The organism is Endozoicomonas elysicola (assembly GCF_000710775.1).
Lineage (GTDB): Bacteria > Pseudomonadota > Gammaproteobacteria > Pseudomonadales > Endozoicomonadaceae > Endozoicomonas > Endozoicomonas elysicola.
This window is the reverse complement of the sequence record NZ_JOJP01000001.1, coordinates 2,410,590-2,424,314: the sequence shown is the minus strand read 5'-3', so window position 1 is coordinate 2,424,314 and position 13,725 is coordinate 2,410,590. Positions and strand designations below refer to the sequence as shown.

Annotated in this window: 15 protein-coding genes; 6 read left to right on the top strand and 9 right to left on the bottom strand. The window is 43.9% G+C overall.

Features of this window, described 5'->3' with window-relative positions:
* Window position 1: 1 nt before the first annotated feature.
* From GV64_RS10420 to GV64_RS10410, 3 genes are all read left to right on the top strand, one after another.
* Window positions 2-574 (top strand): hypothetical protein, encoded by a 573-nt coding sequence (locus tag GV64_RS10420; RefSeq protein WP_152554005.1) that lies wholly within the window; start codon window positions 2-4, stop codon window positions 572-574.
* Window positions 575-920: 346 nt separating this feature from the next.
* Window positions 921-1,616, top strand: a complete 696-nt coding sequence (locus GV64_RS10415) for a hypothetical protein (protein ID WP_152554004.1) — start codon at window positions 921-923, stop codon at window positions 1,614-1,616.
* Window positions 1,617-1,977: 361 nt separating this feature from the next.
* Window positions 1,978-2,265, top strand: coding sequence for a hypothetical protein (locus tag GV64_RS10410; protein WP_020582759.1), 288 nt, complete (start codon window positions 1,978-1,980; stop codon window positions 2,263-2,265).
* 550 nt (window positions 2,266-2,815) lie between these two features.
* Here the strand turns inward: GV64_RS10410 and GV64_RS10405 are convergent.
* From GV64_RS10405 to GV64_RS10395, 3 genes are all read right to left on the bottom strand, one after another.
* Window positions 2,816-3,796, bottom strand: a complete 981-nt coding sequence (locus GV64_RS10405) for a DUF6976 family protein (protein WP_020582758.1) — start codon at window positions 3,794-3,796, stop codon at window positions 2,816-2,818.
* 42 nt (window positions 3,797-3,838) lie between these two features.
* Window positions 3,839-4,069: a hypothetical protein gene (locus GV64_RS10400; RefSeq protein ID WP_020582757.1), complete on the bottom strand. Its 231-nt coding sequence runs from the start codon at window positions 4,067-4,069 to the stop codon at window positions 3,839-3,841.
* A gap of 147 nt (window positions 4,070-4,216) precedes the next feature.
* Window positions 4,217-4,903, bottom strand: coding sequence for a thiaminase II/PqqC family protein (locus GV64_RS10395; protein ID WP_020582756.1), 687 nt, complete (start codon window positions 4,901-4,903; stop codon window positions 4,217-4,219).
* Between the two features lie 454 nt (window positions 4,904-5,357).
* On the opposite strand from GV64_RS10395, the gene GV64_RS25615 reads away from it, so the two are divergent.
* Window positions 5,358-5,564, top strand: a complete 207-nt coding sequence (locus GV64_RS25615; RefSeq protein ID WP_020582755.1) for a cupin domain-containing protein — start codon at window positions 5,358-5,360, stop codon at window positions 5,562-5,564.
* Window positions 5,565-5,720: 156 nt separating this feature from the next.
* Here the strand turns inward: GV64_RS25615 and GV64_RS25250 are convergent, their stop codons facing one another.
* On the bottom strand, window positions 5,721-5,867 hold the full coding sequence (locus GV64_RS25250; protein ID WP_157237005.1) for a hypothetical protein: 147 nt from the start codon (window positions 5,865-5,867) through the stop codon (window positions 5,721-5,723).
* A gap of 266 nt (window positions 5,868-6,133) precedes the next feature.
* Here GV64_RS25250 and GV64_RS10380 point away from each other — a divergent pair, with 266 nt between their 5' ends.
* Complete coding sequence (locus GV64_RS10380; protein ID WP_020582753.1) at window positions 6,134-6,550, top strand: CBS domain-containing protein; 417 nt, start codon at window positions 6,134-6,136, stop codon at window positions 6,548-6,550.
* Window positions 6,551-6,651: 101 nt separating this feature from the next.
* Here GV64_RS10380 and GV64_RS10375 read toward each other — a convergent pair whose 3' ends face one another.
* The 3 genes from GV64_RS10375 to GV64_RS10365 all read right to left on the bottom strand — a co-directional run bounded on the left by GV64_RS10375 (window position 6,652) and on the right by GV64_RS10365 (window position 10,415).
* Window positions 6,652-7,881, bottom strand: coding sequence for a hypothetical protein (locus GV64_RS10375; RefSeq protein ID WP_020582752.1), 1,230 nt, complete (start codon window positions 7,879-7,881; stop codon window positions 6,652-6,654).
* A gap of 61 nt (window positions 7,882-7,942) precedes the next feature.
* Complete coding sequence (locus tag GV64_RS10370) at window positions 7,943-9,304, bottom strand: hypothetical protein (RefSeq protein ID WP_020582751.1); 1,362 nt, start codon at window positions 9,302-9,304, stop codon at window positions 7,943-7,945.
* A 202-nt stretch (window positions 9,305-9,506) separates the two neighbouring features.
* On the bottom strand, window positions 9,507-10,415 hold the full coding sequence (locus GV64_RS10365; RefSeq protein ID WP_020582750.1) for an AraC family transcriptional regulator: 909 nt from the start codon (window positions 10,413-10,415) through the stop codon (window positions 9,507-9,509).
* Window positions 10,416-10,580: 165 nt separating this feature from the next.
* Here GV64_RS10365 and GV64_RS10360 point away from each other — a divergent pair, with 165 nt between their 5' ends.
* Window positions 10,581-11,741 carry an iron-containing alcohol dehydrogenase gene (locus GV64_RS10360; protein WP_020582748.1) on the top strand — a complete coding sequence of 387 codons (1,161 nt, stop codon included), beginning with the start codon at window positions 10,581-10,583 and terminating at the stop codon, window positions 11,739-11,741.
* Window positions 11,742-11,960: 219 nt separating this feature from the next.
* On the opposite strand, the gene GV64_RS10355 is transcribed toward GV64_RS10360, so the two are convergent.
* Entirely contained in the window at window positions 11,961-12,413 is a 453-nt protein-coding gene (locus GV64_RS10355) for a hypothetical protein (RefSeq protein WP_020582747.1), read from the bottom strand.
* A gap of 372 nt (window positions 12,414-12,785) precedes the next feature.
* Complete coding sequence (locus tag GV64_RS10350; protein ID WP_020582746.1) at window positions 12,786-13,715, bottom strand: hypothetical protein; 930 nt, start codon at window positions 13,713-13,715, stop codon at window positions 12,786-12,788.
* Window positions 13,716-13,725: the final 10 nt, after the last annotated feature.

The following is a 13,725-nucleotide window of genomic DNA, read 5'->3' as shown; positions in this document are numbered from 1 at the left end:
AATGTATCCAGGACAAGCACCTTACCCCCCGGCTCCCCCAGCATATCCGATGCCCTCTCCCTATCAGCCAGCACCCATGCCACAGCCGCCACAGACTGCCAACCCACCAACTGGCGCCATGCCTGCAACACAGCAAACTCAATCAACAACGCCAGTGACGACCTCAACAGCTGGGGATGATGCCAGCAAAGGTTCCTCATGGCTGGGCCGATTGGTAAAAGCTGTAGTTACCGTTGGGGCATTCTGTGCAGCAATGGCAGAGGGCTTATCATTAATACCTGCGGCAGTGGTTGCTTTGCTGGCTTATGCAGCAATGGAAATCATCTCACGGTCAATAAGCTGGATCTCCGTGTCAAATTTCTTCCAACGATCTGAAGATAATAACTCATGGCTGATTGACCCAGCTAAACTCGGAAAATTAGAGACTTATCAAAGTACAAGAAGAACGAATGAAGGTCTGGCTACAGAAAGGCTCTGTTATGATAATGGCCAGAAACAACTCGAGCGGTATACAGATACCCCGGCAGGGCAAAGAGTCAATTACGAAGTGAAAAAGGTGGTCATACCGGCTTAGAGATCAAGCTAACTGTTGGCTCTATTAACATACGACGCCTTTGCCTTTGTGTCCGACATTCATCATATTAACTTGTCGGACCTCTATACCCTCTTGAAACCAGGATTATATTTCATTGTGCTTACCTTTTTCCTGTTTCATCTGCTGTAAAAACAGCGCTCCCTCATATGTCACCAATGAAATACAACTCAGTCAAAATACTCAAACGATGTGCAATCACCGTGCTATTTCTTCGGTCCATACCGTAAAACACTTACCCATAAATGATGATCACAATCTGAATAATGATTTCAAAAAAAAGGTACGTAAAATCCAACATCGATATTTAAGTGTTAACGATCAGCGTATGATTAAAACGCACCTTATTTCACTGTACCAGCCATCCCCTGTTGAAATACCACCCTGCTCACCAAGAAAACGTGAATATACCTGTTGGCAGACATTTTATAATCGAGCGGCGACAAGGGTAATCCCCAAAGAATTGAATGAACAATACAGTACAGTATTAATCAATGTACTTTCTGATCAACAATGTTTTGATTATTTTCAAATTCAAAGAAATCGAAAAAGTAAAACAGTAGACTTAGGTCAGGTTTATCACTGGCTAAAAACAGAAGACACATTTATTCACTGCTATCCAAAATGGATATCAGAACAGAGGCCATACCGGGTTTACATCTGTACTAAAACGCGTTTTTCTGGCGTATTATTAGATAAAATGCTGACACATAATCGCAGGGAAAATAAGGAAAAATCATCTCCGGACTTTAAACTGAAAATTATTGCTCAACAGCAAGCCCACCTTCGAGAAGAGACCTTTGTTAGCTATCACCCTTCTTTCAACAGTGCTCTTTCCTGGGCAAGGAACGCAAGCAGGGATGAGTTAGCATATTGTCTTCAAGGGCAGGCTCCGAGCAATTCATCTCGCCCCTTTCAAACAAACAGTATTGGTATCTTTGAAAGCTCTGCAGGTAACACTGCATTAAAAATTGAGGCGACCTCTGCGCTGGAATCAGCAGTTCTGAGTAACCCCTACATCTGAGATGTTTATTATTTTGTCACGGAACTAGGCGGCCTTCCCAATTAGGCATGTGGACGGCCCTTAGGGTTGATCACACCGCCTATATTTACCCTCTTCATTAGGTTCTGTTGACATAAGGTTCCTTCTCTCAGCTCAAGTCAGAATACTTCTGGCCAGACGTAAGGACGAAGGGATAACCTAAAGATTACAAGTAATCACGTCATTCAAGTCACTGCGACAACAGCGGGAACATTTTGGTGTAAACACGCAGAATCGGGAACCTTATATCAAAATAAACTAAGAAAATTTTTAATTACCAATAAATGAAATACTGCCGATACCACCACTTAACTAATGAAGAAATATATCAGGAGAGCTGCAAATGGAAATTGAATTTCTGGCTAATACAACAGCTCTGATTCTTTCCTTTGTGGGAGTAACCATATTAGGTTGCGCCTCCTTTCAGATGGGCAACAGCGTCGGTAAAGGACTCCAAATCATTACTGCCGGAATCTTTCTCTCCGTATTCTGTCATGCTGCTTTTGAGCTGATGGCACTGCTTGGTATGATTGACGAAGAACTACTGTTTCCAGTTATGGGCGGTCTTCTGAGTATTGGGTCGCTGGGCTTTGCGGTTGGAGGATTAATGATCCTGAACAGTAGCGACTAATCGCTTTCCTACTTCAGAAACGACTTCGAAAATGTTATACCAATTAAATTTTCTAACCCCCTTATGAGCATGGCTGACTTGATGATAAAACAAGGCGAAGTGACGAGTCATAGCCGTAGCGATGGGGAGGAGCGTCAACGCAGATCTACGCTTCAGGCAGTCCGCGGAATAGGGAGTTAGAAAATACAATTGGTATTACGGGTCGTTCCCAATCACTATTGCCATAATAAGACAATCGATTTTAATTATCCCCCCCTCTGTTCATTCCCTATCTTTCATCTCTGTTTACCATTCTTTTTAAATACCCAGCCGCATGGAATCATATGATGGTGTACTGCCGATATAAACATCAGTTCTGCGTTGTTGCTCCTCAAAATAGCCCTGCTATGACTCACCAATCCGCTTTTATGCACTATGGGAATTGAACTGACATCCAGATCATCATATTCAAAGCTATCGTGGGAAAATTCGATGGGTATTACCTGCCACCGCCAATAGATACTGGCAGAAACAACTGAAACTCTGCCGATACCAGCTCAACAAGAATGAACTAATCGATATCTACAATTTCCAGGTAGGTCATGGTCTGGTTCAGCAGACGGTAACCAATCTCACCAAAGGTGATCGGTCCCGGGAAGCCCGCCTTTTTACCTTCTAACTCGCCATAAAGAAAGTTCAAAATACAGTTGCAGGAGAACGCCATATTACTGCCCTTACCCGGCAGCTGCCGGCTAAATTCCTCTGCATAGTTTGCCATGGGGGTGGCAAACTTATATTGTCGTCCTTCAAAGACCGGAGCATAAAAATCGACCAGGCCACTTTCTGTATTCACTTCTTTTACACAGACATTAATGACCGCACCTGAATAACTGCAGGTAATGGGTAGTTTGGTATCAATATCATTTTCACTGATGTACTGGGCAAAGTTTTGCCTTTTACCGTCAATAAGGCATTCACGTGCACTGAAGCTGTCTTTCTCAAACTCAATCACCGGACTGCAGGGATCTTGACTGTGAATATTCAGAATCTCTAACTGCGCCATTTTTCCATCAGGAATCTGTATATGCAGGGCAATGGCAAAGTCAGATGAACTTTCTCCGGTTACCCCGTTGTAAACGGTGGGTTTATCGTCTGAATCAAGGTCTATCCCTGAAACCCAGCCGAGAACAGGGTTGTCATAAATATTCTCGAAGTCACCGGCATGCAGGGCATAGTCCGAATGTATCCGGGAAAAGGCTGGGATAACGAGAAAAGTGAAACCATTGTCAAAGCGGTCTTTCGTAATGGACGCTATTGTTTCCGGCGTATATACAATAACCTTATGCTCTTCTGCAAAGTCCGAAAAATCATCTACATAGATAGCATCCTGCTCAAACTTTCCCTGCTGTTCATCCATAAAATAGGGGGTACTACCCGCAACCCACTGTCCCTTTGGGAGCTTTGACAGAATTCGCTCATCCCCAGCCAGCGACAATAGCCTGCCTTGCTCAATCAAGCGGGAGACGTCTTCCAAAGTGTATAATTTTTTCATGACAAACCCTTTTTACGATTAACAATTCCGTATGTTTATGCCTCACCAGCTTTTGAAAACTTCCTCAAGGTCACTGCGAAAGCCTTTCGGGTATTTGGAAAAGTACTCGTACAGGTAGTCCACACCTTCTTCGATGGTCATCTCATTCGCTTCCATCTTTTTACTGATCCTGTCGATTTGCAACTGCAGGACATACTTCTTCATCGGGTGTTGGCCCCGTGCCATTTCTATCCACTCAGGGCGATCTTTTGGAGGTATATCCGCGCTCATCATTACCTATCCGGCCATTTTCAGCAAAAGATTAAGAATAATAATCGGCGAGTTTATCCATACTCTGAAGCCAACAAGCGGTTAGAATCTACATAAACGCAGAAAAACAGAGGGCAAGCCCTGAACTGCCAATACGAGGAGACACCTTACTCAACAATCAGGCTCTCCTCCTCCAACACTCAGTTTATAGACCGCATCCCAGAATAACAGCTCATAACCCTGTAGCATGCGAACAGCACGGCGAATGCGTCGAGGCGCAATGCCTTTTTTTAACCCTGCGTCAATAATGGCCAGCGCCGCACTGCCCACTTCCACAGGCGACTCGGCAAAACGGGAAAAAAACAGCAGGTCTGGTTCTTTAAAGCCGTATAGATTCTGGAGAGCCCTGGCCATTCGAGCGCAGTTGGCTCCCCATGTGGCAAGATTGATCGACAACGCAGCCGCTACTTCCGCATCCGAACCATACTGACACAACCAGGCCATATAGGCACTGTAGGCCTGAGCTCCGGGCTCTGGCTCATACGTCTCACGCTCAGCTTTGGCCATACCAACCGCACTGGCCAATACTTCAAGCGCTTCCAAAGCGACAAATTCACTTTTCAGAATATCCTGAAAGAACACTTGGCTTTGAAGTTGTTCACACCGGGAAATCAACAATGCCAGTCCACGCAGATCTGACGAAATTATGTATCTCTGTTCACCAATGAAGTACTGCAGATCAACCAGCTCAAACTTCCGGGCTTCAAGGGCCTTAAAGTAGGGATGATGACGAATGCGGTGCTCCACGGCATGGATTTCCTGATGCAACTGCCTGACCAGCACGAGTGCATCACTCATGAATAGCTCTCCATAACAATGTTAATCTATGAAAAGAAGGCCTGAAGGTGCTCACAATTAGACATATGACCAGCCACTTGTGAGCACCCCCAGTGTGCTTTATACGGGTAAACACATACCTGAAACACCAACAATAGCCTAAATGGTCAGCTTTACCTCTGAGGCTTCGCAGACCTTTACACTGGGATAACACGTCATCGAATAATAGTCCGCACCTGCAATAGAGTGGATGCTTAATAACGCAATAAAATAAATAGAACCATGTAAGGACGTACCAGTGGGTGGCTGGTCACATGTCTAATTGAGAACGTTCCCCAGGCAGAAAAAGAGCCTTACCACGCGCCTGAAAAAGCGCATCACTGGAAATCCATCACAGGCTGTCGCCAACCATTACTCCGCCCCCAGTGAACAGTTCGACGCTGTTATCTGGGAATCCGACCGCAGATACTGAAAAGTGAGCTACACCGAACATGAGTTCTGTCAGATTTCGGAGGGTATTTCCATCGTCCGTGATGAAAGCGGTAATGAGAAGACACTGAAAGCTGGCGATCACGTTGTCATTCCAGCCGGCTTTGCAGGGGAATGGGAAGTGATCGAACCTTTTCGGAAAATCTATACAATCGATGAGCAGCATAACCAGAGGCATTCTGGCTCGAGCTGATACAGTGTACTTTTTTCAACAGAACCTAAGGGTATTGCCAAAAAGTAACCTGCTACGCCCTTTTTTAAAGACGAATCCAATCGCTACTGGAAATAATGAGCTTTGCCATCTGTCTACCATTGCGGCTCATTAACGTGATCTTGTCACCACAGTCACTCAAACCAATTGGCTGCCAACCGTAATTACTTTATCCAAGTGATCGCCGATATCTATTTTCTCTTTTATGGCTGACTTGGCTTTGGATTTTATTACCGATTTTTTACTATCATTAATTTTATCTTTGATGAAATCAGAAAGCCCCATGCTTCCCTCCTTTACCAGAACTGAAGAACCTACTTTCCTGTTCTGAGCAGCTAAGAGCAATCCCATTGGTTAATAGCTGGTGAATCAGGAAATCTCTTCTTATTTTTCAATTTTCTTTAATATACCGATAAAGCTCACTGGATATTATAGATACAAGTACGCAAAAATATAAATCCCTATACTATTAATGGATATATGCCTCTGATCACCTATAGTAATAAGCGCCCTTCAACCATCATGATGACGATAAAAGCAGGATTTGAATAATGAAAAGGCATGAGTCCATTCAGAAAATCATGACAGACAACCCCGTCACTTTACAATTGGGTCAAAAGCTCAGTGAAGCCAGTGCCATCTTTCGCCAACACAACATCCATCATATCCCCGTGATGAACCATAACCAGCCAGTCGGTATGCTTTCCGAAACCGACTTGTTGCGTCTGGTCTACGATGCAGCCAATACCGATAGCCGTATGCAGGACACCTTGATGGATCAGCAGCATAGCATTGCTGATGTGATGAGTGACGACCTGCAAACTCTGCCCATGAATGCAACCGTCAAAGAAGCCGCTGAAATCCTTTCTGATAGCAACCGGCATTCAGTGCTGGTTACGGATGGGACACTGCTGGCAGGCATTGTTACCTCAACAGATCTGATTCGCTACTTACACGAACAGTTTTGATGCTGATAGTCTGTGGTACTCATTTTCAAGCGCATGAGCGGTCATTGCTGCACAGAAAGCATTTGCTAAGTTGAAGTCGTGTCAAAAATACCATTAAAGCGCTAATCAGAAATTTTTGGCCAAAAAAGGTGTTTAAGAATTGCAGTCTCATATCGTCGACTGTTTGAGCTCTGGTCAAGCAAGGGGTCATAATGCAGCCTCACTGCTCCCTCACAAGAAGCACTTTCGATACAGTCAAACACTCTTTCCCAATTGGCAACTCTCAATTTGGGGGGGGCTTGAGTTAAGTCATAAAGGTTATCAGTTTTATCAAAACTCACTCTGTAGTCATATAGCTGCCCACTTTTATCAGACTTTGTCACTTTAAATACAGCGTGTAGAAACAGTGATTTTTCACCAGGAAAACCTATGGCCAAATGACAATGAGTTCTTAGACTCATATCAGATTGATTTATCTTTAACTCCATAACCAAGGTCTTCAACCGAATATGCATCTCCATAAAGAAATTTTTACTCAAAGGAAGGGATACTGAGCATGCCCCATTTAACTGATGAGAGAATGAAACTTGCATACGCACTCTATCAACATCAGAAACCAGACGAACCGTATCTACTGAAAATTGATATTTACTCATTTCACTCTTGATTGAAGCTATTACTTTCGGGATGTAGGCACATGGAACGTCACATTCTAAAAATTCACACAGTCTTCCAAGATCAACTTTACACCAACCAACATCATCTCGTGCAGGAAAAGAGAGTGAAGGATACTTAAGACCATAACTAGCAAGTTGCTGACAGCCAATTTTCTTGAATTGTTCATTGAGCCATAAAAGATTTTCCCGAGCTTTATCCCAACGCATATAAGAGGTTGATAGATCATTTAGAGTTTCTTTCGTTTCACTAAGGAAACGATCAACAGCTTCATTCAATGAACCGGCGAGCACTCTTATACTAAGCACTCTCTCTCCATGGTCTAGTTTATTTGACCTAACTGCAACCGAATCTAATAGGTTCTTTTCAGATGACAGCCCCTCAAAACCATCCACTAACTCTTGCTTTATTCCACGAGGAACTATAGAAAGTAGAGAATCATCGTCAACTAAAGCCATTTGACGCTGAGCGAAACCACGATATTGATGCCCCCCCTCTTTACCTGAAGGGTAAGAAACTGAGCACTTCTGTTTTTTATTCTCGACAACATCGCTCCATGGACGAACTTGAAATTGCCCCAGACGACCAGAACCATGAGATTCACCTTCGAAGTTATTATCACAAGAACGTACAGGATGCTTTAGTTCGTTACTTCTAGTTTCTGTTGCAGGAAACATGTACATCCTTTAAACATTAGGGCATAACGACTCAAAAAATATTAAACTTGTATGATGTATTCTAATTATTCAGTGAAAAAGCCAACTGTTCCTTGAATCGAGATAGGAAAGTAATTGTTGGAAAGCCCGGTAATCTATTTTCAGAACCAGAGTCGCTGCAAAGAAATCTAAACTGACACCCAGCCTGCTCATTAAACATATCTTTATTATTCAATAATTCATCAGACACTTGATCTAAACACTGTAACCAGTTAGCAGCCTTTACATCAGGTAGCTCATCTCCCAGAAAGTAAAGATCTTCGGGATTATTAATACGAACAGAGAGAGACTCCCCATATTCTAATGCAGTCGAGCCCTCCAGTGATAATAAGATACCAGTCAGTTCTCCGTTTAAGTCCAGCTCAACAGTCGGAGAAAAGCGATGGCATGCACCTTTTCGATGCCAATGTTCTACCATAAACACTGCACTGAAAGGAAGAAGGATCCCTCTCAAAAATTGTTTTATTTCCCCATCTTCAGCATACCCTGTTAATGCCACGTATAAATCTTTTATTTTGCCATTCGCATTATCAATTGCCAATTTTAATATCACTCTATCTTCTGGGGAAAGGCAAACCCGAATATCAGCTATCTTGAGTTCCAAAGGGTTAAGTGCGTATTTAACAGCCTTCAGGGTCTCCGGCAGAAACTGCCCTGGCCAGCTATTTGCTAATTGATGGCAGTTAGCCAAATCTAACTGCATAATCTGCTGACCAGTTAAATCGGGTAAACGTAAAGAAGGAGCAACGTCTTTAATTAGAATATTTTTTCTCTCCAACAACTGATACAGGCTAATTATTTTATCTCCCATTAGCCATTTCCAATGATCAACATCATCCATGAGTCGATTCAAGTGATAGGTTGCATTGCGGTTTAAGAACCGGTCCGCCAGCTCTTTCACCTCGAAGTGCCTTTCACTAACACAGTCTTTCAGTCCACAGATTTCTTTATAAGAGCCAGAAGACTTACCTCTGAATTGAGAATAAAGATCCGACAGTTCCTGTAACTCGAATACTTCACTTTCTTCAACTTTTTTTTCAATTTGCTTCAATGTTGTCGGGTCATCATCATGAGTACGAAGGTCAACCACTGAAGAAGAAGACTGTAACGACTCAGTACTGATATAACGACTCACTTGATTCACGTCTTCAAGAGAACAAACACTATAATTGGCGAGGCGTGAGCCTATAGCAGAACCTGTCTCAAGAGCCTGAAAAGACTGCAAGGCACTTTCACTCTGCGAAATAGGCGAACATTTCATCGAAGGTTGCAGCCTGCAGGTTCTTTCACTCTGCGCCCCCTTATACTTGTAACATGAATCAAGAGTTCTTTCACGATCAGCGTCCGCTTTTTCAGCCAGCTGACCTGAGGTATTGCCAGTCATAACTCGTTGCATACACACCTTTTAAAATCGCAAACTAACTTTAGCTTATCCACTATCGACAAAGTTATTCACAAGAAAGTTCAACCACTTTCTATCTCAAGATATCGGGCAACAGTGTTTTTATTGACTGCATTCTATTAATCAATTCTGAGCCTGAAAACTGCATTTGATGAATTTATACAAAGCCTCCCTGGCTTTACAATCAGGCATGTGACCAACTGCTCTTAGGGCTAATTGCCCCCCCTAGAGCACAAGCTTGAGCCGTTAAACCAAAATACCGTTTAAATTCCCGACTAAACTGAGTCGGGCTTTCATAACCCACCATGGCAGCGGCCTGCTTTACCCTGAGCCCCTGATCCTGAAGCAACTCCCGGGCACGGCTTAAGCGCAGTTTTTTTAAGTATTGGATAGGCGACGATGCTGTCATCTGCCGGAAGTTTCGGTGAAATGTTGAAGGACTCATATTGGCCAGTGTTGCCAGACGCTCCACATCCAGCGTCTCATCATAGTGTTCATGCATATACTTCATCGCACGTTCAAGCCGGGCCAAATGGGTATTATGCCGGGCAAGTGCAAACAAAGGCGCTGCATGTTCACTGCAGAGAATAAGAAATAAAAGTTCCTGTACCAGACCACGCCCGAGTGCAGCGCTTTTTAATGGTGAGTGCAGACAGTTTGCCAGCCTCATTACCGTAGCGGCAAATACCTCTGAAACCGGGCAGACATAAAGACTTCTACTTTCTATCCCCCCTTCACTGGTAGCTAACGCCTGGTTATGTTCATCAAACAGCCTCACCAGTGGATGCAGCAGACTCAGGTCAATATCAATCAATAACGAAAGCAGTGGTTCCCCGGGACTTACACGGGTTTCACACTCGGCAGGAATAGGCAGGGTCAGTACCAGATAATTTTCCGGATTGTATTCATACACCTGCTGTTCCAGAAAAACCCGCTTTGCCCCTTGAGCCACAATAAAAATACCCTGACTGTAACAAAGTGGCTCTCTTTCACGGGACTCACTGGCTTTGAAAACACCAACACCTGGAAGATGGGTCGCGTTATATCCCTCATCGTTTGCCAGACTTGAAAGGCACTGAGCCAATTGATTCATACAACAGTTTCCATGGATATGCACCTGATGTGATGGAGAATAACTTAATTCATACCTGGAAGAATCATCAGTGATCGGTTTAGGCATGCTTTTGACAGAAATAGCCATTCTATTCATCACTGGAAACGATAAGCTGGCTCCCATTGGAAACATGGGAAAACCAACATGATGAATTTTAATTACCACAATCCGACTCATATTGTTTTCGGCAAGGATCGGCTGCATGAGTTGAATCAACTGGTTCCCGAAAGTGCAAAAGTACTGGTGCTTTACGGGGGAGGCAGCGTCCGCAGAAATGGAACCCTGGAAAAGGTACTGACAGGGCTTGGCAATAGAAAGGTTGTCGAGTTTGACGGGATTGAACCGAACCCTCAGTTCAATACATTGATGAAAGCGGTGGAAATCGTACGCAGCGAAAACATCGATTTTCTTCTGGCGGTGGGTGGCGGATCGGTGATGGATGGCACCAAATTTATTGCGGCTGCTGCACCTTACCAGGGTAACGCAACAGACCTGCTAAAACATGGCTTTGAATGGCTGCCGATTGACTCTGCGGTTCCTCTGGCTACCGTTGCAACCCTGCCAGCGACCGGTTCTGAGATGAACATGGGTGCCGTTATTTCCCACGAGAGTGGTAAGCTGCCGGTGATGAGTCCACTGCTCTACCCACAGTTCTCTATTCTCGACCCAACACTGACCTTCTCTCTACCATCTGTGCAAGTCGCAAACGGTGTGATCGATGCTTTTGTCCATGTACTGGAACAATACGTCACTTACCCAGTAGATGCACAGGTTCAGGACCGGATGGCTGAAGGCATTCTTAAAACCCTGATTGAGGTTGGCCCGGTAACGCTGGCAGAGCCCGAAAACTACGATGCGCGTGCCAACCTGATGTGGAGCGCAACTTCTGCACTGAATGGCTATATCGGTGTTGGCGTTCCCCATGACTGGAGCACTCACATGATTGGCCATGAACTGACCGATCTGTTCGGTATGGATCATGCGCAAAGCCTGGCAATTATTCAGCCTTCTCTCTGGAAAATCCGTAAGGCAAAGAAACAGGAAAAACTGCTTCAGTATGCCGAGCGTGTATGGAACATTTCAGAAGGCACTGAAGATGAGCGAGTTGATCAGGCGATTGATATGACTCGTGCGTTCTTTGAATCTCTGGGGGTAAAAACGCGACTGTCTCAATATGGCATTGAGCCTGGAGAAGTCGACCGGGTTATTCATGCATTACAAGAACATGGTATGACTGCATTGTCAGAAACGGGTGATATGGATCTGACCATCAGTCGGCAAATTCTTGTAGATGCATATGCCTGATTTAATTTAGCGCTTTCATAATGAGAAGGGGTGAAAACACCCCCTTCTTTGAATGAGCATTTGGATGATAATCAACAAATGAGAGATGTGGAATGAATACCTATTCTGTGACTCTAAAACTATAACTTCATAAATCTGGCAAGGTATCTTTCACTGATATCATCTGTACTGATTAGCATCCACAACCTGTCAGCAAAACAGGTCACACAAAATAGAGAGTTAAGCTGTCTGTTGCTCTCCTTCACCAGACTGGGACTCTCCTTCCCCCCCTTCCGTAGGCTTATCTCCTGTGGCAACTTTTTCTCCCTGATCAGTAGTAGCGGTCTCTTTGGAAGCCTCCGTGTCCGATGAAGCCACCTGCTCCTCAGCGCCTTGCTCTCCAGTGTCTCCTGCTATAGCAGGTGTTTCACCTTCTACTATTGAATCCGTTCGCTCGCTGTCGCCTCCAGGTGGATTTACCTGAGGTGTAACATCCTTTTGCTTACTAATCTCCAGTTCTGCCATTTTCTTCGCTTCGCCCTTATCAGCCTCCAAGCCGGGGGGAGGCGTCTGAGGCCGTGTATCTGAAAGCCCCTCAACGCCTTTTCCGTTATCATTTTTTGCCTCTTTAGCAGCATCTGTACCTGTATATGGAGTACCGCCACCGATAGGGCCACTGGTAACACCTTCCATAACAAAAACCTCAGGTTATTGATAAGTCCTTCAATAGACTTTGGCTTTTATGAATGGTTTCAATAATTTTTAGAGTATTTTCCTCATTTACTACCAAGCATTATTTCCATTATTTTTCCCCATGTGATTTAAATTGTTTACCACATGAGATCATATATTTCTGATCTCCTTGTACAGCTGGTGCTACGTTGCTGCTAGCTTGCGAATCCATCAATCGTGCTTTGTTACAACTTCGGTTACGTAGCTAAGGCTATGTTTCCAACGTTGTGCCTTACATAGCACCTGCCCAAAAAAACAGAAATATTCGATTTCACATGCCCAGTTACTTACGTTCTTTGGTAACCTCTACAGCCCATTCCACGTACCGTTCAGCTATGCAGGGATAACTGCCGCGATACCTTCAATTATGTTCTTATCATTTTTCCTGAACGTCTTTTCTTGAGCATGAATTTTAGCTTTTTCTTCATCAGAAATACCTAGATAGTGATGATGGTATCGTTTGAAATGAAACTCCTCATCGTGCATATCTTTCACTTTCTGAATTAACTGTTCGGCAACCACTCTAGCTAGACGCTTTGCTGATTTATCTTCTGGAAGCTCCATCATCGCCATCATATCGGTGGCAAGATCATACACTTTATCCCGGAGAGTATTGACCAGAGAACCTTGCAGATGCTGTTTACGCGTACAGGTTTCTACGGCAGTAAAATAAAACTGCAGTATTAGCCTCTGTTTTCCACCAGAAAGTCTTAGCTTTAATTGAGCAATATATTTATCTACATCCATTTGGGTATCAAGAAAACGACCTGGCATATATGATCTATCAGAAGCAGTTTCTGTTTTTTCAGAAGCTTGTTCAACCTCCTTCGTTTCTTCTGGATGAACTTTAATAGCAGGCAGTAGTTCGAGGTTCGAGCCAGATACTTGTATTGTGGCTTCTAGTAAGCATACCTGATGCAAAACAAGCACTAGTTTTGCCTCCAGACACTCTTCACTGTTTGATGAGGTGCTTTCTGACATCGCCTGATCTTCTGCTGCTTTCGAGTCACTTAAACTACTGCTCATGCTGCTTGCCTGAGTATTTGTTTCCTCGGGGTTCATGACGGAGTGAATCATCTTGGCAGCCCAATAATAGTCGGAATATTTGTGGGGATGCTTGCAACTTGAAGCTGTAGGTTCTGGGTTGTCGTTACGAGTGTGAGACAATACCTGTAATTTATTGCCTTTGTATTTCCTCTTAAATTTTAAGATATCTTCAGCTGAAAATGGTTCAACATCACCATTCTCTTTAACTTTTATCATTGTATTGGCT